Annotated in this window: 19 protein-coding genes; 14 read left to right on the forward strand and 5 right to left on the reverse strand. The window is 58.3% G+C overall.

Features of this window, described 5'->3' with window-relative positions; genetic code table 11:
* The first annotated feature begins 7 nt into the window (after positions 1–7).
* From leuC to N1078_RS09430, 14 genes are all read left to right on the forward strand, one after another.
* Positions 8–1,435 (forward strand): 3-isopropylmalate dehydratase large subunit, encoded by a 1,428-nt coding sequence (leuC, locus tag N1078_RS09365; protein ID WP_274087903.1) that lies wholly within the window; start codon positions 8–10, stop codon positions 1,433–1,435.
* Between the two features lie 10 nt (positions 1,436–1,445).
* Entirely contained in the window at positions 1,446–2,093 is a 648-nt protein-coding gene (gene leuD / locus N1078_RS09370) for a 3-isopropylmalate dehydratase small subunit (protein ID WP_274087904.1), read from the forward strand.
* A 50-nt stretch (positions 2,094–2,143) separates the two neighbouring features.
* Positions 2,144–3,226, forward strand: a complete 1,083-nt coding sequence (leuB, locus tag N1078_RS09375; RefSeq protein WP_274087905.1) for a 3-isopropylmalate dehydrogenase — start codon at positions 2,144–2,146, stop codon at positions 3,224–3,226.
* 54 nt (positions 3,227–3,280) lie between these two features.
* A complete protein-coding gene (asd, locus tag N1078_RS09380) occupies positions 3,281–4,393 on the forward strand; it encodes an aspartate-semialdehyde dehydrogenase (RefSeq protein ID WP_274087906.1) in 1,113 nt (370 codons plus the stop codon).
* 145 nt (positions 4,394–4,538) lie between these two features.
* On the forward strand, positions 4,539–5,549 hold the full coding sequence (locus tag N1078_RS09385) for an aspartate-semialdehyde dehydrogenase (protein WP_274087907.1): 1,011 nt from the start codon (positions 4,539–4,541) through the stop codon (positions 5,547–5,549).
* Positions 5,550–5,702: 153 nt separating this feature from the next.
* Positions 5,703–8,522 carry a FimV/HubP family polar landmark protein gene (locus N1078_RS09390; protein ID WP_274087908.1) on the forward strand — a complete coding sequence of 940 codons (2,820 nt, stop codon included), beginning with the start codon at positions 5,703–5,705 and terminating at the stop codon, positions 8,520–8,522.
* Positions 8,523–8,525: 3 nt separating this feature from the next.
* Positions 8,526–9,392, forward strand: coding sequence for a tRNA pseudouridine(38-40) synthase TruA (gene truA, locus N1078_RS09395; protein WP_274087909.1), 867 nt, complete (start codon positions 8,526–8,528; stop codon positions 9,390–9,392).
* A gap of 51 nt (positions 9,393–9,443) precedes the next feature.
* Positions 9,444–10,064, forward strand: coding sequence for a phosphoribosylanthranilate isomerase (locus N1078_RS09400; protein ID WP_274087910.1), 621 nt, complete (start codon positions 9,444–9,446; stop codon positions 10,062–10,064).
* Between the two features lie 224 nt (positions 10,065–10,288).
* Entirely contained in the window at positions 10,289–11,173 is an 885-nt protein-coding gene (gene accD / locus N1078_RS09405) for an acetyl-CoA carboxylase, carboxyltransferase subunit beta (protein WP_274087911.1), read from the forward strand.
* Positions 11,170–12,477 carry a bifunctional tetrahydrofolate synthase/dihydrofolate synthase gene (gene folC, locus N1078_RS09410; protein ID WP_274087912.1) on the forward strand — a complete coding sequence of 436 codons (1,308 nt, stop codon included), beginning with the start codon at positions 11,170–11,172 and terminating at the stop codon, positions 12,475–12,477. The genes accD and folC overlap by 4 nt, the downstream gene beginning before the upstream one ends.
* Positions 12,461–13,069, forward strand: coding sequence for an SPOR domain-containing protein (locus N1078_RS09415; RefSeq protein ID WP_274087913.1), 609 nt, complete (start codon positions 12,461–12,463; stop codon positions 13,067–13,069). Before folC ends, N1078_RS09415 begins: the two co-directional genes overlap by 17 nt.
* Positions 13,070–13,216: 147 nt before the next feature.
* On the forward strand, positions 13,217–13,771 hold the full coding sequence (locus N1078_RS09420; protein ID WP_274087914.1) for a CvpA family protein: 555 nt from the start codon (positions 13,217–13,219) through the stop codon (positions 13,769–13,771).
* Positions 13,772–13,816: 45 nt separating this feature from the next.
* Positions 13,817–15,325 carry an amidophosphoribosyltransferase gene (gene purF / locus N1078_RS09425; protein WP_274087915.1) on the forward strand — a complete coding sequence of 503 codons (1,509 nt, stop codon included), beginning with the start codon at positions 13,817–13,819 and terminating at the stop codon, positions 15,323–15,325.
* Positions 15,326–15,370: 45 nt separating this feature from the next.
* The gene (locus N1078_RS09430; protein WP_274087916.1) at positions 15,371–16,582 is read left to right on the forward strand and encodes an O-succinylhomoserine sulfhydrylase; all 1,212 of its coding nucleotides are present in this window, start codon (positions 15,371–15,373) and stop codon (positions 16,580–16,582) included.
* Positions 16,583–16,642: 60 nt separating this feature from the next.
* On the opposite strand, the gene gspD is transcribed toward N1078_RS09430, so the two are convergent.
* From gspD to N1078_RS09455, 5 genes are all read right to left on the reverse strand, one after another.
* Entirely contained in the window at positions 16,643–18,592 is a 1,950-nt protein-coding gene (gspD, locus tag N1078_RS09435) for a type II secretion system secretin GspD (protein WP_274087917.1), read from the reverse strand.
* A gap of 4 nt (positions 18,593–18,596) precedes the next feature.
* A complete protein-coding gene (locus N1078_RS09440; protein WP_443218099.1) occupies positions 18,597–19,244 on the reverse strand; it encodes a type II secretion system protein N in 648 nt (215 codons plus the stop codon).
* Positions 19,245–19,723: 479 nt separating this feature from the next.
* Entirely contained in the window at positions 19,724–20,179 is a 456-nt protein-coding gene (locus N1078_RS09445; RefSeq protein ID WP_274087919.1) for a type II secretion system protein N, read from the reverse strand.
* An 86-nt stretch (positions 20,180–20,265) separates the two neighbouring features.
* On the reverse strand, positions 20,266–20,727 hold the full coding sequence (locus N1078_RS09450) for a hypothetical protein (RefSeq protein WP_274087920.1): 462 nt from the start codon (positions 20,725–20,727) through the stop codon (positions 20,266–20,268).
* On the reverse strand, positions 20,724–23,285 hold the full coding sequence (locus N1078_RS09455; protein WP_274087921.1) for a M66 family metalloprotease: 2,562 nt from the start codon (positions 23,283–23,285) through the stop codon (positions 20,724–20,726). Before N1078_RS09455 ends, N1078_RS09450 begins: the two co-directional genes overlap by 4 nt.
* Positions 23,286–23,698 lie beyond the last annotated feature (413 nt).

Here is a 23,698-nt window from a genome sequence, read left to right on the forward strand (position 1 = left end):
AAAGCTGATGGCCGGCAAAACGCTCTACGACAAGCTCTGGGAAATGCACGAAGTGAAGCGCCGTGACGATGGTTCGTCGCTGATCTACATCGACCGCCACATCCTCCACGAAGTGACCTCGCCGCAGGCCTTTGAGGGCTTACGTCTGGCGGGCCGCAAGCCGTGGCGCATCGACGCCAACATCGCCACCCCAGACCACAACGTGCCGACCACCAAGGCCGAGCGTCAGGGCGGCCTGGAGGCCATCGCCGATGAAGTGTCGCGGATTCAGGTACGAACCCTGGATGAAAACTGCGATGACTTCGGCATCCTCGAATTCAAGATGAACGACATTCGTCAGGGCATCGTCCACGTGGTGGGCCCGGAGCAGGGCGCGACTTTGCCGGGTATGACCGTGGTCTGCGGCGACTCGCACACCTCGACGCACGGCGCGTTTGGCGCGTTGGCACACGGCATCGGCACTTCCGAGGTCGAGCATGTGTTGGCGACCCAGTGTCTGGTGGCCAAAAAGATGAAGAACATGCAGGTGCTGGTCGAAGGCCAGCTGCCGTTCGGCGTCACGGCCAAGGACATCGTGTTGGCTGTTATTGGCAAGATCGGTACCGCGGGCGGTAATGGCCATGCGCTGGAGTTCGCCGGCAGCGCCATTCGCGATCTGTCGCTGGAGGGGCGCATGACCATCTGTAACATGTCGATCGAAGCCGGTGCGCGCGTGGGCCTGGTGGCGGTGGATGAGAAGACCATCGCCTATGTTGAGGGGCGCCCGTTCTCCCCCAAAGGTGCCGATTGGGCCAAGGCCGTAGCGCAGTGGCAGGACTTGGTGTCCGACGCCGATGCGGTGTTCGATACCGTGGTCGAGCTGAAAGCCGAAGACATCAAGCCGCAGGTGAGCTGGGGTACTTCGCCGGAAATGGTCCTGGCGGTCGATCAGAATGTTCCAGACCCTGCCGCTGAGCATGATCCAGTGAAGAAGGATTCGATCACCCGCGCCCTGAAATACATGGGCTTGCGGGCTAATCAGGCGATTACCGATATCCAGCTGGACCGCGTGTTTATCGGCTCCTGCACCAACTCGCGTATTGAAGACTTGCGCGCTGCGGCTGAAGTGGCCAAAGGTCGTAAGGTCGCCGCGACCATCAAGCAGGCGATGGTGGTGCCGGGCTCGGGCTTGGTCAAAGCTCAGGCTGAGTCTGAAGGGCTGGACAAGATCTTTATTGAAGCCGGTTTTGAATGGCGCGAGCCGGGCTGCTCCATGTGTCTGGCGATGAACCCGGACAAACTTGGCAGCGGCGAGCATTGCGCCTCCACCTCTAACCGTAACTTCGAAGGCCGCCAGGGCGCTGGTGGGCGTACCCATCTGGTCAGCCCAGCCATGGCTGCCGCTGCCGCGGTGACCGGCCGCTTTATCGATGTGCGCGAATTGATTCAGGCCTGAGGACTCGACCATGAAAGCTTTTACTCAACACACCGGCCTGGTCGCTCCATTGGATCGCGCCAACGTCGACACCGATCAGATCATCCCTAAGCAGTTCTTGAAATCGATCAAGCGCTCAGGCTTCGGCCCTAACTTGTTTGATGAGTGGCGCTACCACGATGTCGGTCAACCGAATCAGGACAACTCTACGCGTCCGGTGAATCAGGAGTTCGTGTTGAACTTCCCGCGCTACCAAGGTGCCAGCGTGCTGTTGGCGCGGGAGAACTTCGGGTGTGGTTCGAGCCGTGAACACGCGCCATGGGCGCTGGAAGAGTATGGTTTCCGCACCATCATCGCGCCGAGCTTTGCCGATATCTTCTTCAACAACAGCTTCAAGAACGGTCTGCTGCCGATCATCCTCAAAGAAGAGGAAGTCGATGCACTGTTCGAGCAGGCTGAAGCCACTGTTGGCTATCAGCTGACGGTCGACCTGGCCGCACAAACCGTGACTCGCCTGGATGGTGTGCAGTACAGCTTCGAAGTCGATGCCTTCCGCAAGCATTGCCTGCTCAATGGTCTGGACGATATCGGCCTGACCCTGCAGGACAGTGACGCGATCAAAACCTTTGAAACCACCTATCAGCAGCGCAGCCCGTGGCTGTTCGGCGCAATCAAATAATCAGTAGGCGAATGCATTGGTCATTCGCCGCGTAATGAGTTGAGAAGAACATGTCCAAGCAGATTCTGATTCTCCCCGGTGACGGTATTGGCCCGGAAATCATGGCCGAAGCGGTCAAGGTGCTGAACCTGGCCAACGACAAGTACAACCTGGGCTTCGAGCTGAGCTTCGATGACCTCGGTGGTGCGGCCATCGACCGTTACGGCGTGCCGTTGGCTGATGAAACTCTGGAACGTGCCAAGACCGCTGATGCCATCCTGCTCGGTGCTGTCGGCGGGCCGAAGTGGGATGCGATTGACCCGAGCATCCGTCCGGAGCGTGGCCTGCTGAAAATTCGCTCGCAACTTGGCCTGTTCGGCAACCTGCGCCCGGCGATTCTTTATCCGCAACTGGCCGATGCCTCCAGCCTCAAGCGCGAAATTGTCGCCGGCCTGGACATCCTGATCGTCCGTGAGCTGACCGGTGGCATCTACTTCGGCAGCCCGCGTGAAAGCAAGGTGCTGGAAAACGGCGAGCGCATGGCCTATGACACCCTGCCGTACAGCGAAAGCGAAATCCGCCGGATCGCCCGCGTTGGCTTCGACATGGCCCGTGTGCGCGGCAAGAAGCTGTGCTCGGTGGATAAAGCCAACGTGCTGGCCTCCAGCCAACTGTGGCGCGCCGTGGTCATTGAAGTGGCCAAGGATTACCCAGACGTTGAGCTGAGCCACATGTACGTCGACAACGCGGCGATGCAGCTGGTGCGCGCACCGAAGCAGTTCGACGTCATGGTGACCGACAATATGTTCGGTGACATTCTGTCGGATGAAGCGTCCATGCTGACCGGCTCTATCGGCATGCTGCCGTCCGCGTCCCTGGATGCCAACAACAAAGGCATGTATGAGCCTTGCCATGGCAGTGCACCGGATATCGCCGGGCAGGGTATCGCTAACCCGCTGGCGACCATTCTGTCGGTGTCGATGATGCTGCGTTACAGCTTCAATCAAACCGCGGCTGCGGATGCTATTGAGCTGGCCGTGAGCAATGTGCTCGATCAGGGTCTGCGCACCGGTGATATCCATAGCGCGGGTACGACCAAGGTCGGCACCACCGCAATGGGCGATGCAGTAGTCGAAGCGTTACGCAGTCTGTAATCTTCCTGGCCCGTCGGACGGTTCCGGCGGTCAGCTTATATAGGTGTAGTGGTTATGAAACGTGTAGGTCTGATCGGTTGGCGTGGCATGGTCGGCTCCGTGCTGATGCAGCGCATGCTGGAAGAGCAGGATTTCGACTTGATCGAACCGGTATTCTTCACTACCTCCAATGTCGGCGGCCAAGGCCCGGCGATTGGCAAGGAAACGGCGCCCTTGAAGGACGCCTACAGCATTGACGAGCTGAAAAGCCTCGACGTGATCCTGACCTGTCAGGGTGGCGACTACACCAATGAAGTCTTCCCTAAGCTGCGCGAAGCCGGCTGGCAGGGCTATTGGATTGATGCGGCCTCGTCGCTGCGCATGAGCGACAGCTCGGTGATCGTGCTCGATCCGGTCAACCGCAAGGTGATCGATCAGCAGCTGGATGCTGGCACCAAGGACTATATCGGCGGTAACTGCACTGTCAGCCTGATGTTGATGGCGTTGGGCGGTCTGTACGAGGCTGGTCTGGTCGAGTGGATGAGTGCCATGACCTACCAGGCTGCGAGCGGCGCTGGCGCGCAGAATATGCGTGAGCTGATCAAGCAGATGGGCGCGATCAATGGTGCGGTGGCGGACGAGTTGGCTGATCCGGCCAGCGCCATTCTCGACATCGACCGTAAAGTTGCTGAGGCTATGCGTGGTGAGTCCTTCCCGGTCGACAACTTTGGCGTGCCGTTGGCTGGCAGTCTGATTCCTTACATCGACAAGGAACTGCCGAATGGGCAGAGCCGTGAAGAGTGGAAGGCCCAGGCTGAAACCAACAAGATTCTCGGTCGTTTCAAGAACCCGATTCCGGTCGATGGTTTGTGCGTGCGTGTCGGCGCCATGCGTTGCCACAGCCAGGCATTGACCATCAAGCTGAACAAGGATGTGCCGCTGTCGGACATCGAAGGCCTGATCAGCCAGCACAATCCATGGGTTAAGTTGGTGCCGAACCAGCGCGAAGCGAGCATCCGTGAGCTGGGCCCAACCGCTGTGACGGGGACTCTGAGCGTGCCGGTCGGTCGCCTGCGTAAGCTCAATATGGGCTCGCAATACCTGGGCGCGTTCACTGTTGGCGACCAGTTGTTGTGGGGTGCTGCTGAGCCGTTGCGTCGCATGCTGCGTATTCTGCTGGAGCGTTAATCGCACGGCGCTGAGGCGTTTATTGCGTAGTCAATAAGGAGCGGGCTGCAGGGCATTCGAGTCAAATCGAGCGCTCAGCAGTCCGCTCCTTTGCATTTGACGGGCCCGGCTATACAGTGCTGGGCTTATTTCTGCGAGCTTTACCATGACCCGTACCTTTGATATTGCCGTAATTGGCGCCACCGGCAGCGTTGGCGAAGCCCTGGTGCAATTGCTGGAAGAGCGCGAATTCCCCGTGGCTAATTTGCACGTGATCGCTAGTGGCGAGTCGGCGGGAAGTTCTGTGTCTTATAAGGGTAAGAACCTGCGGGTAAAAGACCTGGAAACTTTTGACTTCTCCAGCGTGCGCCTGGCGTTTTTTGCGGCAGGTAGCAAGGTGACGCAGAAGTACGCGTTGCAGGCGGGCGCGGCAGGTTGTGCGGTGATTGATTTGGCCAGCGGCTTGCCGGCCGCGCAGGCGCCGCGAGTAGTGCCTGAAGCTAATGCGCAGGTGCTAGCCGCTGTGGCTGCGCCATATTTAATGACCAGCCCAAGTGCGCCGGGTGTTGCGCTGGCAACTGTGCTGGCGGCTTTGCCTGAGAGCCTCAGCATTCGCCGCGTTACGGTGACTGCTTGCCTGGCTGTCTCCAGTCGAGGGCGTGAAGGTATCGCGGAGTTAGCGCGGCAAACGGCGGAATTGCTCAACGGGCGTTCACTTGAACCTCGTCTGTTTGACCGGCAAATGGCTTTCAATGTGCTGGCTCAGGTTGAGCAGGGCGACAGTGAAGGGCACTCCGCGCTGGAGCGGCAGATTGCCGCCGAGCTTCAAGAGTTGCTGGCTATACCGACGCTGCCAGTGGCGGTGACTTGTATTCAGGTTCCGGTGTTCTTTGGCGACAGTTTGAGTGTGTCGCTTCAGGCTGAATCGAGCATCGACATCAAGCAGGTTTATGCCGCGTTGGATGCTGCGCCGTCAGTGGAGTTGGTGGAGTTGGACGATTATCCAACAGTGGTTGGCGATGCGGTGGGGCAGGATGTGGTCTATGTCGGTCGCGTGCGCGCCGGTTTGGCTGACCCCGCAGAACTCAATTTGTGGATTGCGTCTGATAATGTGAGAAAAGGCGCCGCGCTGAATGCTGTGCAATTGGCCGAGTTGTTGATAAAACACTATCTGTAAAAGATACTTACCTAGAAATTTGAAGAATCTTTCGAGCTTGGCAATACTGGCTGAGTTAATTGCTGAATGGGGTTGCGTCTTCGGGCGTGATAGGCAGCAATTTTCAAGATCCTCTCGCTGGTCGAGAAAAAAGATAAAACAAGGGATAACGCTATGGTTCGGGTTCGCAAACTGGTGCTGGCAATTGCAGCTGCTTCGGCACTGTCATCCGGTATGGCCCACGCGTTGGGGCTGGGTGAAGTCACTCTGCAGTCAGCGCTCAATCAACCCTTAGTGGCTGAGATTGAGTTACTGGAAGTGCGCGACCTGGCTTCTAATGAGCTATTGCCAACCCTGGCGTCCCCAGAAGCATTCACCAAAGCAGGTGTGGATCGTCAGTACTTCCTGACCGATCTGAAGTTCACTCCGGTACTTAAGCCCAATGGCAAAAGCGTTATCCGGGTGACGTCTAGCAAGCCCATGCGTGAGCCCTACCTGAACTTCTTGGTAGAAGTGCTCTGGCCGAATGGCCGTTTGCTTCGTGAGTACACCTTGCTGCTTGATCCGCCGCTTTATACCCCGCAAAGCGTGATCCCAGCGGCTGCTCGGCTCCCTGTAGCTGCCGCGGCACCTGCACCTCGCTTGCAAACACCGGCTCCTGCACCGCGCCCTGCGGCAGCAGCCAATACCGCGCCTTCTGTTGCACCTGCCGCGCCTACGGCCAAACCGTTAGACGGTAACCAATACACCACCACGGCCAACGATACACTCTGGGAAATTGCCCAGCGTGCACGTGCCGGTGGCAGCGTGCATCAAGCCATGTTGGCGATCCAAGACCTGAATCCTGATGCCTTTATCGGTGGCAACATCAACCGCCTGAAAAGCGGTCAGGTGCTGCGCCTACCGGATGAGCAGCAGGTGAAGAAGCGTGCTCAAGGCGAAGCACTCGCTCAGGTAGCAGAACAAAATACAGCCTGGCGTGAAGGGCGTAGTGCTGTCGCTAGCGCCCGCCAGCTGGATGCTACCAAGCGCACCAGTGCCGCCGCGGCGCCGGCCAAGGTCGAAGTAGGTGATAGCCTGAAACTGGTTTCTGCTGATAGCGGTAAAGCAACTGCCGGTAGCGACAAAGGTGCGGCTGATACCAAAGCATTAAATGACAAGTTAGCCGTGACTCAGGAAAGCCTGGACTCCAGCCGTCGTGAAAATGACGAGTTGAAAGGCCGCATGACTGATCTGCAGAGCCAACTCGATAAGCTACAGCGTCTGATTCAATTGAAAGATGATCAGATGGCCAAGTTGCAGGCTGACCTGGCCGCACAGGGGCAGGCGCCTGCTCCGGTGGCTGCGCCTGTTGCTCCAGAAACACCAGCAGTTGAAGCACCGGCCGCTCCCATAGAGTCTGCTCCAGAGGTCGCGCCGCAAGAACCTGCTGTTACGCCTCCCGTAGCGCCAGTTGCTGAAACCGATTTCAATTACAGTGAAGAGCCTGCAGCATCAGTTGAGCCCGTAGCCCCGATAGAAGTGCCGGAGGCTGCACCGGCTGCCGCGCCTGAGCCTGCTCCAGTCACGCCTGTAGCGCCTGTCGTTGAAGCGCCAGTAGTGGCTGAGCAGCAAGCGGAAAGCACCCTTGATGATCTGCTGGCCAATCCGATGCTGCTGGGCGCCGCAGGTGGCGGTGCGCTGCTGCTATTACTGATAGCGCTGATGATGCTGTCGCGCCGTAATGCACTTAAAGAAGCGCAGTTGCAGGAAAGTCTAGCGGCTGGTGACGATTCGTCCGATTTGGGCGCTGATTTGGATCTGCCGGATGACGGTTTTGCCGGCTTGGCTGAAGACCTAGATAGCCAGCAAAACGATCTGCCCAATGACGAGCGTGTTACCGCGCAAACAGGTGATGTACTGGGTGAGGCGGATATCTATATCGCCTACGGTCGCTTCCCTCAGGCTGCTGAGCTGTTGCAGGGCGCGATCAATGACGAGCCGCAACGCAGTGACCTGCGTCTGAAACTGATGGAGGTCTATGCCGAAATGGGTGACCGCAATGGTTTCGCGCGTCAGGACAGCGAGTTGCGCGAAATTGGCGGCAGTGCTGCTGAGCTTGATCAAATCAACGCGCGCTACCCAGCCATGGCTGTTGCTGCAGGCGCAGGCTTCGCAGCGGCTGCGACCGCCGCGGAAAGCTTGGATAGTTTCAGCCTGGACGACCTGACACTCGACGAGCCAAGCACAAAATCTGCAGTTGCCGATCAAGATGATGCGTTCGATCTGAGCTTGGATGATCTTGAAGCTGAACTGGATCGTGATCTGCAGGCTGCTGGCGATAAGGCTGCCTTAGAGGATTTGGATAGTTTGTCGTTCGACAGCGATCTGGATTTCAGCTCACCGGTTGAACCGACTGAGAGCAAAGCCGATGATCTGGACTTTAGCCTGAGCCTCGCTGATGGCAGCGACAGTGAGCTGGATTTGGGCACTGACGACCTGGCTGATTTCAGCCTGGATCTGGATGCACCTGCCAAGCCTGAAGCGTCGGCTGAAGATGATTTCCTGCTTAGCCTGGATGACGAGCCAAGTGCTGCGCCAACTGAGCCAAGCTTTGATCTGCCAACGGAAGAGTTGGGTGGTGATTTTGATCTGTCGGCAGACTTTGACCTTTCACTGAGTGACGAGGCGCCTAGTCAGCCATCGAACGATAGCTTTGCAGCTCAACTGGACGAGGTCAGCGCGGAGTTGGACTTGCTATCTGATGATCTGGAACAACCTCTAGATTTGGACGTGCCGGCAAGCGCTGCTTCTGCCAGTGCTGCGCTGGATAATGACGATGACTTCGATTTCCTCTCGGGTACCGACGAGACTGCCACCAAGCTCGATCTGGCTCGCGCCTACATCGATATGGGCGATACCGAAGGTGCTCGCGATATTCTCGATGAAGTCATCAGTGAAGGTAACGATGGTCAGCAACAAGAAGCCCGTGAGCTGATCGCTAATTTGGTCTGATACATGCCTGAAAGTCCTACTACAACGGCAGCCGACTCGGCTGCCGTTGGCGTTTTCAAGATAGCCCTCGGTGTTGAGTACAAAGGTTCGCGCTACCGTGGTTTTCAGCGTCAGCGCGCCGGCGTGCCCTCTATTCAGGAGTCGCTGGAAAAAGCCCTAACTAAAGTCGCGGGTGGTGTTGCCGTTACGTTGAGCTGCGCAGGGCGTACCGATGCGCTGGTGCATGCAAGTGCCCAAGTGGTGCATTTCAATACGCCGGTTGATCGCTCTATGCATGCCTGGGTGATGGGGGCGAACATGAACTTGCCCGGTGATATCAGTGTGACGTGGGCCAAGTCGATGCCGGCGCACTTTGATGCTCGGTTTTGTGCGCAAGCGCGACGCTACCGTTATGTGATTTATAACGACCAGATCCGCCCGGCGCATATGGCCGAAGAGGTGACTTGGAATCATCGCCCGCTGGATATTGAGCGCATGCGTGAGGCGGCCCAGGCATTTATCGGCACCCATGATTTCAGTGCTTTCCGTGCGCGTCAGTGTCAGGCTAAATCGCCAATCAAGACGGTGCATCACCTGGAGGTGCTCCAGTACGGACGGTTTATCGTGCTGGATATCCGTGCCAATGCCTTCCTGCATCATATGGTGCGTAATCTCGCTGGGGTTCTGATGACCATCGGTGCCGGCGAGCGCCCGATTGAGTGGGCGCAGGAAGTGCTGGAAACCCGTGTACGCCGTACCGGTGGGGTGACTGCGCACCCTTATGGGTTGTATTTGGTGCAGGTCGACTATCCGCAGGAGTTCGATTTACCTAAGCGCTACCTGGGGCCGCACTTTCTTTCCGGTTTGCCGGATGTGGCGGCTGACGCCTGAAAGGCTATTTGCTAGCATCCCGTTCACACTGAATTAACTGAGGTCATCCTGTTGTCAGTCGTTCGCAGCAAGATTTGTGGCATTACCCGCATAGAAGATGCATTGGCGGCTGTCGAGGCGGGTGCGGATGCGATTGGGCTGGTGTTTTATGCCAAGAGCCCGCGAGCTGTCACAGTGCAGCAGGCGCGCGCGATCATTAGTGCCTTGCCACCGTTTGTGACCTCAGTGGGCTTGTTCGTTAATGCCAGTCGCTGCGAGTTGGGTGAGCTGCTCGATGCTGTGCCGATTGATTTGCTGCAGTTCCACGGTGATGAGAGCCCAGCTGATTGTGATGGTTATCACCGGCCTTATATCAAGGCGCTGCGGGTTAAGCCGGGCGACGATATCGCCGCTCAGGTAGCTCTCTATAAGAATGCCAGTGGCGTGCTGCTGGATACCTATGTGCCAGGTATTCCGGGGGGTACAGGTGAGGCTTTTGATTGGTCGCTGGTGCCGGAAGGTTTGAGCAAACCGGTTATTCTGGCCGGTGGCCTAACGGCTGCAAACGTTGCGCAGGCCATTACTCGTGTGCGTCCCTATGCTGTAGATGTCAGTGGTGGCGTTGAGCTAACCAAGGGCATCAAGGATGCTGAGAAGATTCGTGCTTTCATGCAGGCGGTAAAAGCTGCTTAAGGTGTGCTGGGTTGATGTGACGGCTTAGCCTGCTTGGCCGTCCATACCCCTGTTGCAGAATGTATGAACGCTGCAGGCGGTCGTTCAAGGGTGGCGGGTGTATGAGCGCTGCCATAATGGCAAATCACCGGCCCCTGAAACGGCTGTACTCATGAATTTTCCCGGATAGGCCTGATCGCATAAAGCGCAGCCCGTTCGGTTAACAGCTTTGGAGAATCAAGAGCATGAGCAACTGGTTGGTAGACAAACTCATCCCATCGATCATGCGTTCCGAGGTCAAGAAGAGTTCGGTGCCCGAAGGCCTTTGGCACAAGTGTCCATCCTGTGATGCGGTGCTTTACAAGCCCGAGCTGGGCAAGACCCTGGATGTTTGCCCCAAGTGCAATCATCACATGCGTATCGGTGCACGCGAGCGTCTGGATATCTTCCTCGATAAAGAGGGGCGCGAGGAGCTGGGTGCCGAGCTTGAGCCGGTCGATCGCTTGAAGTTTCGCGACAGCAAGAAATACAAAGACCGCATCGTGGGTGCGCAAAAGCAGACGGGTGAGAAAGATGCGCTCGTGGCCATTCGTGGCACCCTGGAAGGTATGCCGATAGTGACCTGCGCCTTCGAGTTCTCCTTTATGGGTGGCTCGATGGGGGCGATTGTTGGTGAGCGCTTTGTGCGTGCCGCCAATGCGGCGCTGGAGCAGCGCTGCCCGCTGGTGTGCTTCTCAGCATCTGGCGGTGCGCGTATGCAGGAAGCGCTGATTTCGTTAATGCAGATGGCTAAAACCTCGGCCGTGCTGGCGCGCCTGCGCGAAGAGGGTATTCCGTTTGTATCGGTACTGACCGACCCGGTATATGGCGGCGTGTCTGCCAGTTTGGCCATGCTCGGCGATGTGATTGTGGCTGAGCCCCGTGCGTTGATCGGCTTTGCCGGCCCGCGTGTGATCGAGCAAACCGTGCGCGAGAAGTTGCCAGAAGGCTTCCAGCGCAGCGAGTTCCTGCTGGAGCACGGCGCCATCGATATGATCATTCATCGTGCAGAGCTGCGTCCGCGCTTGGCACGCTTACTGGCGCAGTTTATGGGTCTGCCTTCCCCTGTCTCGTTGCCGGCGACGGCATGACTGAGCGCGTCCTTGCTGATTGGCTGAGCTATCTCGAGCAATTGCATCCAAGTGCCATCGACATGGGCTTGGAGCGTTCCCAGGTGGTGTTGCAGTGTCTGGGTCTGGGCAGGCTGGCGCCGCGAGTAATCACCGTCACCGGAACCAATGGCAAGGGCTCAACCTGTGCTTTTATCGCTGCGTTGCTGCAGGCGCAGGGGCTTAAGGTCGGCGTATACAGCTCGCCGCATCTGCTGCGTTACAACGAGCGGGTCCAGATTGCGGGGGTTGAAGCTACTGACGCCATGCTCTGCGAGGCGTTCGCGGTGGTTGAAGCCGCGCGTGGCGACACGTCACTGACCTATTTTGAGATGGGCACGCTGGCGGCGTTCTGGTTATTCCAGCAGGCAGGCCTGGACGCGCTGGTGCTGGAAGTCGGCCTTGGCGGCCGATTGGATGCGGTGAATCTGCTGGATGCTGATATTGCCGTGGTCACGAGCATCGGTATTGACCATGCCGATTGGTTGGGCGATAGCCGCGAATCAGTTGCCTTCGAGAAAGCCGGGATCTTCCGTGCCGGCAAGCCTGCCTTGTGTGGTGACCTTGATCCTCCGCAACCCTTGCTTGATCAGGTGGCTCTGCTCGATACGCCATTTTTCTTGCGTGGTCGTGACTATGACTTGAGCACCAATGCGCAGGAGTGGTCCTGGCACGGTCTTAACCATCTTGGCGCAGTAGTGAGTCTGGCAAACCTGCCGTTACTCGATCTGCCCATGGAGAACGCCGCCTTGGCCCTGCAGGCTTATGCCTTGATGCAGCTGCCTTGGCAGCCTGAGGTGATCAGTCAGGCGCTGCAGCAGACACGAGTCGCTGGACGGCTCGATCGTCGAGTGTTGAATTGGCAAGGTAAGTCACTCACGCTGCTGCTTGATGTTGGGCATAATCCCCATGCTGCTGAGTATCTCGCGCAGCGACTGGCAAATCGGCCGGTACCCGGTAAACGCTTAGCTGTGTTTGGTTTACTTGCTGACAAGGATTTGCCCGGTGTGGTGGCGCCCTTGTTAAGTGAAGTAGCGAGTTGGGCGGTTGCGCCGCTGCCAATAGGCCGTACGCGTGCAGCTGCCGAGCTACACGCGCACTTACACAGCCGCGGGGTGCGAGTAACGGCCCACGCAGATGTGCAGGCTGCACTTGAGGCTCAGTGTGCACAGGCTGTAGATGGTGATGAAGTGCTGGTGTTTGGATCTTTTTACTGCGTGGCCGAGGCCTTGGATTGGCTGGGCCGCCAAGCCAATAGGGGCGTGCAGGATGGCTTTGCTGGATAAGGGATTAAAGCAGCGCATGGTCGGTGCGTTGGTTTTGCTGGCACTGGCAGTGATTTTTCTGCCCATGCTGTTATCGCGTGAAGATGAGTCGCAGCGAGTTTTAGTCGATGCTCCGGCAATGCCGGTGGTCCCTGAGGTTCCAGAGGTTGAATTGCAGCCCGTGGTCGTACCAGAGCCGCAATTGTTGCCTGATGAGCCGGTTGGTGCTGAGGCCACGCAGAGCCTGGAGCCCGTTGATACGGTTGTAGATGAGCCGCCTACTGCTCCGGTAGTGCCTGCGCAGCCAACTGCACCGGCCAAGCCTGTGGTAGCGGCGCCTCAAGTAGCGCCAAGTAAGCTGGACGCTAACAGTCTGCCGGTCAGCTGGTCTGTGCAGCTGGCGAGCTTATCCAGTGGCGATGGCGCGCAGAAACTGCAGAAAACCCTGCGCACTCAGGGGTATAACGCCTATATCCGTAATTTCGACGGTATGAATCGGGTGTTTGTCGGGCCGTTGATTGAGCGTGCCGAGGCGGATCGCCTGCGTGATCAGCTCAATCGTCAGCACAAGCTCAATGGCTTTGTGGTGCGTTTTCAGCCTGAGGCGAACTGACTCAATGGCGTAGTGGCTTCGTCAAACGTGGGTGGCAGGTTTGCCGAAAGGCAGCTCGGGCATTTCAGCGGTTGGCGAATCCTTTGTTTACTCCCCGCACAGGTGCTCTGCTAAAATGCAGCGCCTTTCTCGTCGGTAACCTGCATCGTGGCATTCACCTGGGTCGATTGGGCGATTATCGCCGTTGTCGCCGTTTCAAGTCTGATCAGTCTGAGCCGAGGTTTCGTTAAGGAAGCTTTGTCGCTGCTCACCTGGATCATTGCTGGCGTGGTCGCCTGGATGTTTGGCGGCGCACTGTCGCAGCACTTGGCGGGTTTTATCGAGACACCCTCGGCACGCGTGATTGCAGGCTGCGCGATTCTATTTGTGGTTACCTTGTTGGTTGGTGCCCTGGTCAATTACCTGATTGGTGAGTTGATCCGGGTCACTGGGCTGTCGGGTACTGATCGTTTTCTCGGCATGGTTTTCGGCGCCGCTCGGGGTGGCTTGCTGGTGGTCGTGCTGGTTGGCTTGATCAGTCTGGCCCCGGTTCAGCAAGACAGCTGGTGGCAGCAATCGGCACTCTTGCCACATTTTCTGATGGTGGCCGACTGGTCAAAAAACCTGATTTTAGGCCTGTCCAGTCAGTGGCTGGCCAGCGGTGTAACTGCGCCGGTGGAATTACCGTTTAAAGAGGCACTGCTGCAGCAAAAGCTGCCGTAAGTGCATTCGCAATTATCGTGTTTCATTAAGTAGGGGTTGCGTCACATGTGCGGCATTGTCGGTATCGTCGGTAAATCGAACGTCAATCAGGCGCTGTATGACGGGCTGACCGTCCTCCAGCACCGCGGCCAGGATGCTGCCGGTATTGTCACCAGCCATGATGGCCGCCTGTTCCTGCGCAAGGACAACGGTCTGGTGCGTGACGTTTTCCAGCAGCGCCACATGCAGCGCCTGGTCGGCCACATGGGCATCGGCCATGTGCGCTACCCAACTGCGGGCAGCTCCAGCTCGGCTGAAGCGCAGCCGTTTTATGTCAACTCGCCCTACGGCATCACCTTGGCGCATAACGGCAACTTGACCAACGTCGAGCAGCTGGCCAAGGAGATCTACGAGTCCGACCTGCGTCATGTGAACACCAACTCCGATTCGGAAGTGCTGCTCAACGTGTTTGCTCACGAATTGGCCCAGCGCGGCAAATTGCAGCCGACCGAGGAAGATGTATTCGCTGCAGTGACTGACGTGCATGAGCGCTGCGTGGGTGGTTACGCCGTGGTGGCGATGATCACCGGCTACGGCATTGTCGGTTTCCGCGACCCTAACGGTATCCGCCCGATCGTCTTCGGTCAGCGCCATACCGACGAGGGCGTGGAATACATGATCGCCTCGGAAAGTGTCTCGCTGGATGTGCTTGGTTTCACCCTTATTCGCGATCTGGCGCCGGGCGAAGCGGTGTACATCACCGAAGACGGTAAACTGTTCACCCGTCAGTGTGCGAGCAATCCCAAATATGCACCGTGCATCTTCGAACACGTCTATCTGGCGCGTCCGGATTCAATCATGGACGGCATCTCGGTCTATAAGGCGCGCCTGCGCATGGGCGAGAAGCTGGCCGACAAGATCCTGCGTGAACGCCCAGTGCATGACATTGATGTGGTCATCCCGATTCCTGATACCAGCCGTACCGCCGCGCTGGAGCTGGCCAACCATCTGGGCGTGAAGTTCCGCGAAGGCTTCGTCAAGAACCGCTATATCGGCCGTACCTTCATCATGCCGGGCCAGGCCGCACGGAAGAAATCCGTACGGCAGAAGCTCAACGCCATCGAGCTCGAATTCCGCGGCAAGAACGTGATGCTGGTGGACGATTCCATCGTGCGCGGCACCACCTGCAAGCAGATCATCCAGATGGCCCGCGAAGCCGGCGCGAAGAACGTGTATTTCTGTTCGGCAGCCCCTGCCGTGCGCTACCCGAATGTGTACGGTATCGACATGCCTAGCGCCCATGAGCTGATCGCTCACGGCCGCACCACCGAGGAAGTCTGCGAGCTGATCGGTGCCGACTGGCTGGTCTACCAGGATCTGCCGGATCTGATTGAAGCGGTCAGTGGTAGCAAGAAGATCAAGATCGATAACTTCGACTGCGCAGTGTTTGATGGTAAGTACGTCACCGGCGATGTTGACGAGGCTTACCTGAACAAGATCGAGCAAGCCCGTAATGACATGTCGAAGGCCCAGTCCCAGGCGGTCAGTGCAGTTATCGGTCTGTATAACGACTAATTACGCAGTATAGCCTGCTTAGCAGGCTGCTTGAGGGGATTGCTAATGACGATTGAATGGCAGGCCGGGCGTCTAGACAGCGACCTTGATGGCGTTGGCTTTGACACCCTGGCGGTGCGTGCTGGGCAACACCGCTCGCCGGAAGGTGAGCACAGCGAGGCGATCTACCCGACCTCCAGCTATGTTTTCCGTACCGCAGCTGATGCCGCCGCACGATTTGCCGGCGAAGTGCCCGGCAACGTTTATTCGCGCTACACCAACCCTACGGTGCGTGCGTTCGAAGAGCGCATCGCGGCGCTGGAGGGTGCTGAACAGGCGGTTGCCACCTCATCCGGGATGTCGGCAATTTTGGCCATGGTCATGAGCCTGTGCAGTGCGGGTGATCATGTGCTGGTGTCGCGCAGCGTCTTCGGCTCGACCATCAGTCTGTTCGAAAAATACTTCAAGCGCTTCGGTGTGCAGGTCGATTATGTGCCGCTGGCGGATCTCGACGGTTGGGCTGCTGCCTGCAAACCCAACACCAAGCTGTTGTTTGTCGAGTCGCCATCCAACCCGTTGGCTGAACTGGTGGATATCGCCGCCTTGGCGGAAATTGCTCATGCTAAAGGTGCGTTACTGGCAGTGGACAACTGCTTCTGTACACCTGCGCTGCAGCAACCTCTCAAGCTCGGTGCTGACATTGTCATGCACTCGGCCACCAAGTACATCGATGGTCAGGGCCGTAGCATGGGCGGCGTGTTGGCCGGTAGTGCGAAACTGATGACTGAAGCGGTCGGCTTTCTGCGCACGGCTGGACCTACGCTCAGCCCGTTCAATGCGTGGATTTTCCTCAAAGGCCTGGAAACCCTGCGTATCCGTATGCAGGCACACTGCAGCAGCGCGTTGCACTTGGCGCAGTGGCTGCAACAACAGCCGGGTATTGAGCACGTGCACTACGCCGGCCTGTCGAGTCATCCGCAGCACGAACTGGCCAAGCGTCAGCAGAGTGCGTTTGGGGCGGTGGTGAGCTTTGAGGTGAAAGGCGGCAAAGAGGCGGCTTGGCGGTTTATCGACGCTACGCGGGTGATTTCCATCACCACCAACCTTGGCGACACCAAAACCACCATTGCTCATCCGGCGACCACCTCCCATGGTCGCTTGAGTCCGGCGGAGCGTGCGAATGCCGGTATTCGCGATAACCTGATCCGCGTTGCGGTCGGTCTTGAAGACCTGGCTGACCTACAGGCCGATCTGGCTCGTGGGCTGGCAGCGCTCTGAATCAGCGGCACAGGCTGTAGCAAAAAGCCTCGGTGAATGCCGGGGCTTTTTTTATGGGTGTTATTCGCGCAGATCAATAGCGTCTGGCATGTTTTTGTCGAATAGCTGCAGCGGATTTTGTGGCAGAACGCCCGGCCGGTAGTCCTCACGCACATCGCCGAGCACGCGGATATCGCTGTATTTCTTGCCTGACAGCGCCGCCATCCCTGCCGCGTCACGAATCACCGTCGGGCGCAGAAATACCATCAGATTGCGTTTGACGCGGGTTTCTTTGGTCGAGCGAAACAGCCGGCCGAGCAGGGGGATATCGCCCAACAAGGGCACCTTGGAGTCGGCTTGGGTGACGTCATCCTGAATCAAGCCGCCGAGCACAATCACCTGGCCGTTCTCGGCAAGGATGGTGCTTTTAATTGAGCGTTTATTGGTGATCAGATCGACCGCATTCACCCCCTGACTGGTGGGGGCGATGGACGAAATCTCCTGCTCGATTTCCAGGCGCAGGCTCGCCCCGTCGTTGATGTGCGGGGTGACTTTCAGGGTCACGCCGATGTCCTGGCGCTCAATGGTGGTGAAGGGGTTGTCGGCTCCCGACGCGCTGGTGGTAAACGAGCCGGTTTGGAAGGGCACGTTCTGCCCAACCAGTATTTCGGCTTTCTGGTGATCTAGGGTTAGCAGGCTCGGCGTGGACAGCAGGTTGCTCTTGCTATTGGCCGACAGGGCGGTGACCAGTACGCCGAAGCTGTCGGTGCCCAAGCCGATAATGGCGCCGTCTGGCAAATTGCTCAGGGTGTTGTTGTCAGTGCCGTTTCTATTGTCTTGGAGTGCCTGTAAGACTCGGCCAACCGACAGCCCAGTGCCGCTGAAGTTGGTGCCGCCAAGGCCACCGCTGCCACCGCGCGCATCTACAGCCCACTGCACACCCAGGGCGTCGCTGATGTCGCCGGACACTTCGACAATCGCCGCTTCGACCATGACCTGCGCGCGCGGTACGTCAAGTTGGCGCACGATATCCTCCAGCGTTGCCACCACATCCGGCTCGGCCAGAAGTACCAGAGCATTAAGGCTCTCGTCAGCGCGGATAAGCACAGCCTGCGGCTTACCCGTGGCTTCTCCAGCGGATTCTGGTTTAAGTTTTTCGGAAATTTCACCCAGGGTTTCTGCCAGGCTTTTGGCATCGCCATGGCGTAAACGAATCACCCGGGTATTGGCCGAGCGGCTGGTTGGACTGTCGAGTGATTTAGCCAAGGCCACCAGCTTGGCGCGGGCGCCAGGTGGGCCGAGCAGGATCAGGCGATTGGTCCGGCCATCGGCAATCACCTGAGTGCCGGAGGTGCCTTTGGCCTGCCCGCGATCTACGGCGTTGCGCAATACTTCGGCGGTGTCCATGACCCAGGCATGTTGCAGGTTGAGCACGCTGTAGTCGTTCTGACCTTTCTGGTCGAGCTGGCGCAGCAGGTCTTCGATACGGTCGATATTGGCCGTGCGGTCGCTGATGATGATCGCATTGGCGCTGCTGATCGCCGCCAAGTGACCATATTGCGGCACTAGGGGGCGGATCAGTGGGATAAGCTCGGTCGCCGAGCCATGCTGGACTTGAATCAAGCGGGTTTCCAGGCGGTCCGGCGCATTACGCCCGCCATCCGCCTCGGCTTTGGCCTCAGCATTGGGCACGATGCGCGCTTGGTCGCCCTGGGTCATCACGCTGAAACCGTGGGTGGCCATGACTGAGAGAAACAGCTGATAGACCTCAGTCAGTGTCAGCGGGCTGTTGGATACCACGCTGACCTGGCCCTTGACCCGTGGGTCGATTACAAACGTCTCACCGCTGATCAGCGCCACTTGATCAATAAACTCGCGGATATCCGCGCCCTTGAGGTTAATGGTCCAGCGTTCTTCTTGCTGACTGGCGCTCGGCGCCACCGCCGTAACGGCAGCGCTCAGGGGCAGCGGGCTGCAGGCCAGGCCGGCAATCAAGAAGGCGAAGGTAAGGCGCGAGAGGATCGGAGTCATCGGATCAGTTGTTTTCCGTAGGCTGTTCGGTGGGATCAGCAGGCGCGGGCAGGCTGCCGGAGTCCTGCATCTGCTGGCGCAGCGCTTCCATGCGCTCGCGCAGTTGGCTCAGGTTGTCGTCTTGCAGATCGTTGAGCTGTTCAACCGGGTCGGCCATCACTTCGGGAGTGTAGTTTTGCTGGTTGTCGGCGGCCGAGTGGTGCAGGGGAAAGCGCAGGCTTTCACGCCGGCCATTGCGCATGAGTTCGACATGATCGGCTGCCACCGCATGCAGGCGCACGCCGCTGCTGATCTCACTGTCGACGCTATAACGTTGAGCGACGCTGCCTTCGCTGCGGATGATCGCGCTGGAGCGTTGCGGATCCGCATGCACAAAGCTGCCCAGCAGGGTCAGGCGCAAGTTGGTGTCAGGGGCCAGTTGATCGTTGGCGACGTCACTGCCGAATAATTGGCCGATTTCGGCGGGCAATGCAGTCGCCACTAGTGTGGCTGTGCTGTTGCTGGCCGCCACGGGCGCACGTAACAAGCGCGCCCATTCGGCAGTCTGCCAGGCAAGGCTGATGCTCATAGCGGCCACCAGCACGAAGCTCACCACGGTGATGGCATGGCGCTGTAACCAGGTATGGGAGCCTAGAAGGGGCAAGGGCGTCACTCCGAACTTATTATTATGTGGCGTGGCTTGCGCGCTGATCATAGACATTTGCTGAATGTTTGACAGCCCCCCCACAGGGGGGAGTGTGCCGTTCCATTCAATGTGCCAACGCCGTTTAACAGTGTGAACAACCTACAACGAATTACAGCGCATAACCCGGCTTTAAGCTGGCGCGTATACCGATGATTAAATTAAAGCCTATGCAAATGACTCTGTTGTTTTTGCCGGCCTTCTTGGCCTGGCCGCCCACTATGGCTGAGCAGGCTGGGATTGTTCGCGTGGGCTGAGTGATGGGGAATACCCATAGCGAGGTCGCGGAGGGATCAGCGTTTGCTGAGTCACCGCTTCGATGACGCGGCACGAGAGGTCGAGGAGGGGATTGCCGATGTCGCTTTTCAGTGTGACAGGGGGTGAGTAAACGGTTTTCGTGCTTAATCGGTGCGCCGCTTTAGTGGTGTTTGGCTATCGCTGGCCAGCATTTAGCGCTGAGTCTCGGCGAAGTAAAGGACCTCGCTGCGGTTGTTGCGGGTCAATGTGACGTGTTTTGGGAAGACGCCACTGAGCACGATGCCGTTGCGAATACTTTCGCCCACCCTAATTCGCCGAGCCGGTTCGTCGGGTTGGCCGATGATTGCGCTAGAGCGGGCTATGTCGGGGTGGGTGAAACTGGCCAGAAGTGTCAGGTGCAAAGGTGTGGTTGGAGGCGCATTGGCTGCGCTGTTTTTGCCGAATAGCTCAGCTATTTCGGCGTGTTTTAATCTCACGGGCGTCTGTCGTTCGGTTTTAGTTGGCGTTATGGCGACTGGTTGCAGTAGCTGCCAAAACTGATGGGTCTGGAGGGTCAGGGAGGCGCCACATGCACAGAGCAACAGCGCGCCCATAAGGGTTGTCGCGCGCTTGGCAGTCGATTGTGAGAGGGATGCGGCAATAGACAATTCAATATTCCTAGTAAACATCTAACACCATCGGCGTGAGCAGGCAGGAACCTGTTATTCCGATGGTTGAGTTTCTGGTACAGCGTTCAATAAGTGGCGCGGCACAGCCCTAGGGCTTGCAGCTCCTCGCGTTGCTCAGGGCTCATGGGGGCTTGTTGTTGCGCTGTGCACAAGGCTGGCTGCGGCTCGGGCTGGCTAGGCGGTGGGCGGGTGAACTGTGCTAAGGGGGTATCCAGCGGCTGCAACCGGCCTTGCAATCGGAGCTTGGCCGTATCGTTGGCATTGAGGCGAACCACAATGTGGTCACGCCCAATGTGCAGCAGTTCGCCGCCTGCCGGTAGCGGCTGGCCTACTGTGAGGCGCTGTGGGGCGGCGTTACCAAGCTGCAACAGCGCCGAGGAGCGCGCTTGATTGGCGTGCACCATCGTCCCCAGCAACCGCCAGTCAGCCGTGTCGGCCATGTTGGTGAAACTGCAACTGAGTAAAACCAGGCCCGTCAGTGCGGGCAGGCTATGTTTGAGCCACAACGCAGTACAGATCAGCTTCATTCGCTCTTGGCCAATTGCGCAATGGCAGCGATGTTTCTGGCGTGTACCAAAGGCAGCAGCAAGTTGTTGTTGCTGGTCAGGTTGGCCCACTGCTGGTTACCGCCACCGCTGCAGCCATAAGTGATTAACTTGCCACGGCCATTGGTGAGATACCCACCAGACAGATCGAGGCAGCGGTCGGCTCGCTTGATTCGCGGCAGTGCACTGATATCCCAACGCTGGTTTTGCTGGCTGTCATCGCAGCGGGTGAGGCTGACCGAGCCCTGATCGGTCAGGCATTGGCTGAGATCCACGGCGCTGCGAATACGCCCGTTAGCGTCAGTCAGCCACTGCTCATCCGCACCTGTCGTGCATTGCGCTTTGGCCAATACATACACCGACGCGGTTTCATCCCCCGGCTGGGCTTTTATGCAGTTACCGTTAGCCATGCTGAACAACTGGGCTGCAGGCAATAGCGGCTGCGGGTTCAGTTGCAGGTGTTCGAGCAGGTCGCGCAAGGCTTGTTCAGCGTCCGGGTCGCGGGCGTCGAGTTGGGCTTTGTAGGCGTCCATCCAGCGGTTTAGTCGCAGGCCAAGGGTTTGTTGTTTCTGGTAGCGCTGCACCACGCCGGCCGCTGCAGTCGAAAGTCCACGCAGGTCGTCGGCGTAGCTGTCGAGTAGCAACTGGGTGGCGTCGGTGAGGCTGATATAGCGCTGATCGACAACCGCTTGCAGGCCCTCCTCAAGGGTCGGAAGCTCGGCCGCACGCAACGCGTTAAAGCCGTTTTCCTTGCCCACGATAATCACCGGCGCCATGGCTGGCAGGCCTTGAGGGAAGTCGACTCGGGCCAGTTCCTGAGCAGCGTTGGCGGCCTCTTGGCAAGACAGCGCGGCGGTTAAGGGCTGTTCATCTTGCGCCAGGTTGATATGCAATTTGTTGGCATTGCTGCCCATACGATTCGGCGCTACGGCAATATCCTGGGTTTTGCCATTGGCAAAGTTCACGCTGACCCAGCAGGTCTTTTGGGTGTCTTGGTTAACCGGGGCAGGCAAATTGAAGACATGGCCCCAGTTGCCGCGTGCTGGCGGATACAGAATGGCGCTGCCGGTGACCGGGTCATAGCCGCCTAACAAGGTGAACACTTGAACGCCAAAGCGCCGTGGTACTAGGTAGTTGCCGTCGGCGCTGTTGTACCAAACCTTGCTAGAGTTCGGCACGCGGGCGGTAAACACCTCCATGCGACGTGTGTTGGCGTCCCATTTACGATAGCCGGTGGGCGAGCTGGCGCTGACCATGGCTTTGTCCATCGCTGGCTGGATTTTGATTTTAGTGCTGTAGCCGGTGTAGTGGGTATAGCTTGCCAGGCTGCTGGCGTAGTGCCCGCCCGACATCGCATCGGTGCCAAAGCTGTAGGCATCGGCATACACCGGCATGCCGTTCATACCGTTGTTTTTGCCACGGTTCCAGTGCAGGTTGGCGCGCATGCGTTTGCGGTAGGCGATATAGCCCCAGCCGCTGTCATGGTGATGCCCCGCCCAAAAATAATTATCGCCTTGTTGGCCCGGGTAATGGCCAAGACCATAGTGATGACCAATCTCGTGGCTGAATTCGTTGCCGACCGAACTGAGCAAGGTCAGCTGGCCATTGCCGCCGCTCAGGCCGTGGTTACTTGCGCCGTTTATATAAAGCCCGCGAGCATGGTGGATAACCGCCGATTGGGTCAGGTGCGGGTTTTCCTGGCTGACCATGCCGGCGCTGGTGACGCCAATATTGGCCAGGTTGATGCCGGTGCTGAACGTCGACTTAGCAGTGTTTTCACGCATATCGCCTTCGTAAACGCCGCCGTTGGATGCGCTGCTGCCATCGATAGCAACGTCGTAAATTTTCCCGCTGCCGATCATCACTCGCGGTAGGTACATGTCCTCGTACTGGCTGGCGACCATGCGCGCAATGGGTACCGTCTGGAAATATTCAGTGGCGGCGCGGGCGGGCTGAGTGAGAAACCAATGGCCACTGCCGGTGGGGGGCGGCGTGAGTAAGCCTAAGCGGATGGACTGCACCACCAATTCGCCGGGCGGGGCAAAATCGATAGCACTGTCAGCGATCTGGCCGCTGCGCCCCTGCTCATCCTGTAGACGCAGGGTTACACCGGGTTGCACCCAGTTCCATGGCAATACGGCCGACCAGGCGCGGCGCGAATACACCACGTCGGGGCGAGCATCCGCGCTGCTGCGATCCGCTTTGTACAGCTGGTCGGGATGACGCATGGCCAGCTTGCCGAGCGGCTTGCCGTCGAGGGAGACCTCCAGTTCGAGTTGCTGCAGCGTGCCCAGGCTTGGGTCGGGCGTGACCAGCAGCAAGGCCTCACGCTCGCTGGTCAGGCGCGGCATATTGCGCGCTTCGTTGCCGCTGGGGTCTACCGAATGGCTTTGTACAAACTGCAGCATGGCCGGCAGGTTGCCGGTTAGGTCATTGCGGGCCGGACGTGGCTGGCCGTTCTGATCCTGGTCATAGAAGCCCAGGGCGTTGACTTCGTCGATCACCGCAGAGCTAGGCTCGGGGAATCCCGGTTTTGCCAAGGGCGGAGGAACCGGTAAGGCTGGCGGTGTGAGTGGCTTGTCCACGTCAGGTTGAGTCTGATCTGTTGGCGTTTCAGTGACGCCTGTCGGTTTGCTACTGCCTCCGCCGCCGCCTTTCTCTAAGCAGCCCCCAAGCAGGCAGGCTAAACACAAAACCGACAGTCGCTTCACATAAGGTTGCATAACAGATCCGAGGCTAAAAATATGGCCGGCATACTGCCTGTGTCGCCAGTAAACAGACCTCTACTGGTTCACGTTCAGAAGGGCTTAGATAGTTAATTTTGATCGTTTGGCTTTCGTCAATAGCGTTGGTTGTTAGTAAGTGCCGATTTTTGTCAGCTACGCCGTAGGAAGCGTGATTATGGCGCCTGAACTCCTCTAAGCAGGCGCTTGCAGCGATAGCGCCTGGGTTA

This window comes from Pseudomonas sp. MIL19 (genome assembly GCF_028680365.1).
GTDB lineage: Bacteria > Pseudomonadota > Gammaproteobacteria > Pseudomonadales > Pseudomonadaceae > Aquipseudomonas > Aquipseudomonas spirodelae.